Source organism: Sphingomonas sanguinis, from assembly GCF_001476905.1.
Lineage (GTDB): Bacteria > Pseudomonadota > Alphaproteobacteria > Sphingomonadales > Sphingomonadaceae > Sphingomonas > Sphingomonas sanguinis_B.
The window spans coordinates 1-801 of record NZ_LDTE01000174.1; the positions used below are offsets into that span (position 1 = coordinate 1).

Consider the following 801-nt stretch of genomic DNA (forward strand, 5'->3'; position numbering starts at 1 on the left):
TCATAGTATTTGTGTTATTTTTTTGTGATTTGCAAGTGCAACGACGAACACCTGCACGTGTAAGACCGTCGGCAGCGGCAGATGTGTATGAGGTACAGCCCGGCTGGCGAACCGCACGTCATGCCCCAGCCGCGCGAGCTGCGTCGCGACATTGGCCTCGGCCCCCGCGACCCAGACGTCGAGCCGCGGCGTTTGCATCAACAGCTCGCGCCCCGGGGGCGACAGGCGCAGCATGATCTCCCCGAAGGCGAGCAGCCGGCTCATCGCGCCAACCACCCGCCATCGACGGCGAGGATATGGCCCTGGACGTACGCCGCAGCGTCGGAGGCGAGGAACACCGCGGCGCCGCCGAGGTCCGCGGCATCGCCCCAGCGGCCCGCCGGGATGCGATCGAGGATCGCGGCGTTGCGCGCTTCGTCGGCTTGCAGCGCGGCGGTGTTGTTGGTCGCGATGTATCCCGGCGCGATCGCGTTCACGCTCAGCCCGTGCTTCGCCCATTCGTTGGCGAGCAGCTTGGTGAGGCCGCCGATCCCCGACTTCGACGCGGTGTAGCTCGGCACGCGGATGCCGCCCTGGAAGGTCAGCATCGAGGCGATGTTGATGATCCGCCCCTTGCCCTTTGCGATCATGTGGCGCCCCGCCGCCTGGCAGAGGAAGAACACCGACTTCAGATTGGTGTCGACCACCGCGTCCCAATCCGCTTCGGTGAAATCGACCGCATCGGCGCGGCGGATGATGCCGGCATTGTTGACCAGAATGTCGAGCCCGCCGAGCCCGGCCACCGTCTCGTCGACGATGCGC

Annotated in this window: 1 protein-coding gene and 1 pseudogene; both read right to left on the bottom strand. The window is 66.4% G+C overall.

The window, feature by feature from the left end; all coding sequences use genetic code 11:
* Positions 1-78: 78 nt before the first annotated feature.
* Positions 79-264: pseudogene (locus SB4_RS18250) on the bottom strand (sugar kinase); the annotation flags it as partial.
* Positions 261-801 (bottom strand): SDR family oxidoreductase (locus SB4_RS18255; RefSeq protein ID WP_058753701.1); only part of this gene is annotated, 541 nt, incomplete at its 5' end. The gene SB4_RS18255 and the pseudogene SB4_RS18250, both read right to left, overlap by 4 nt.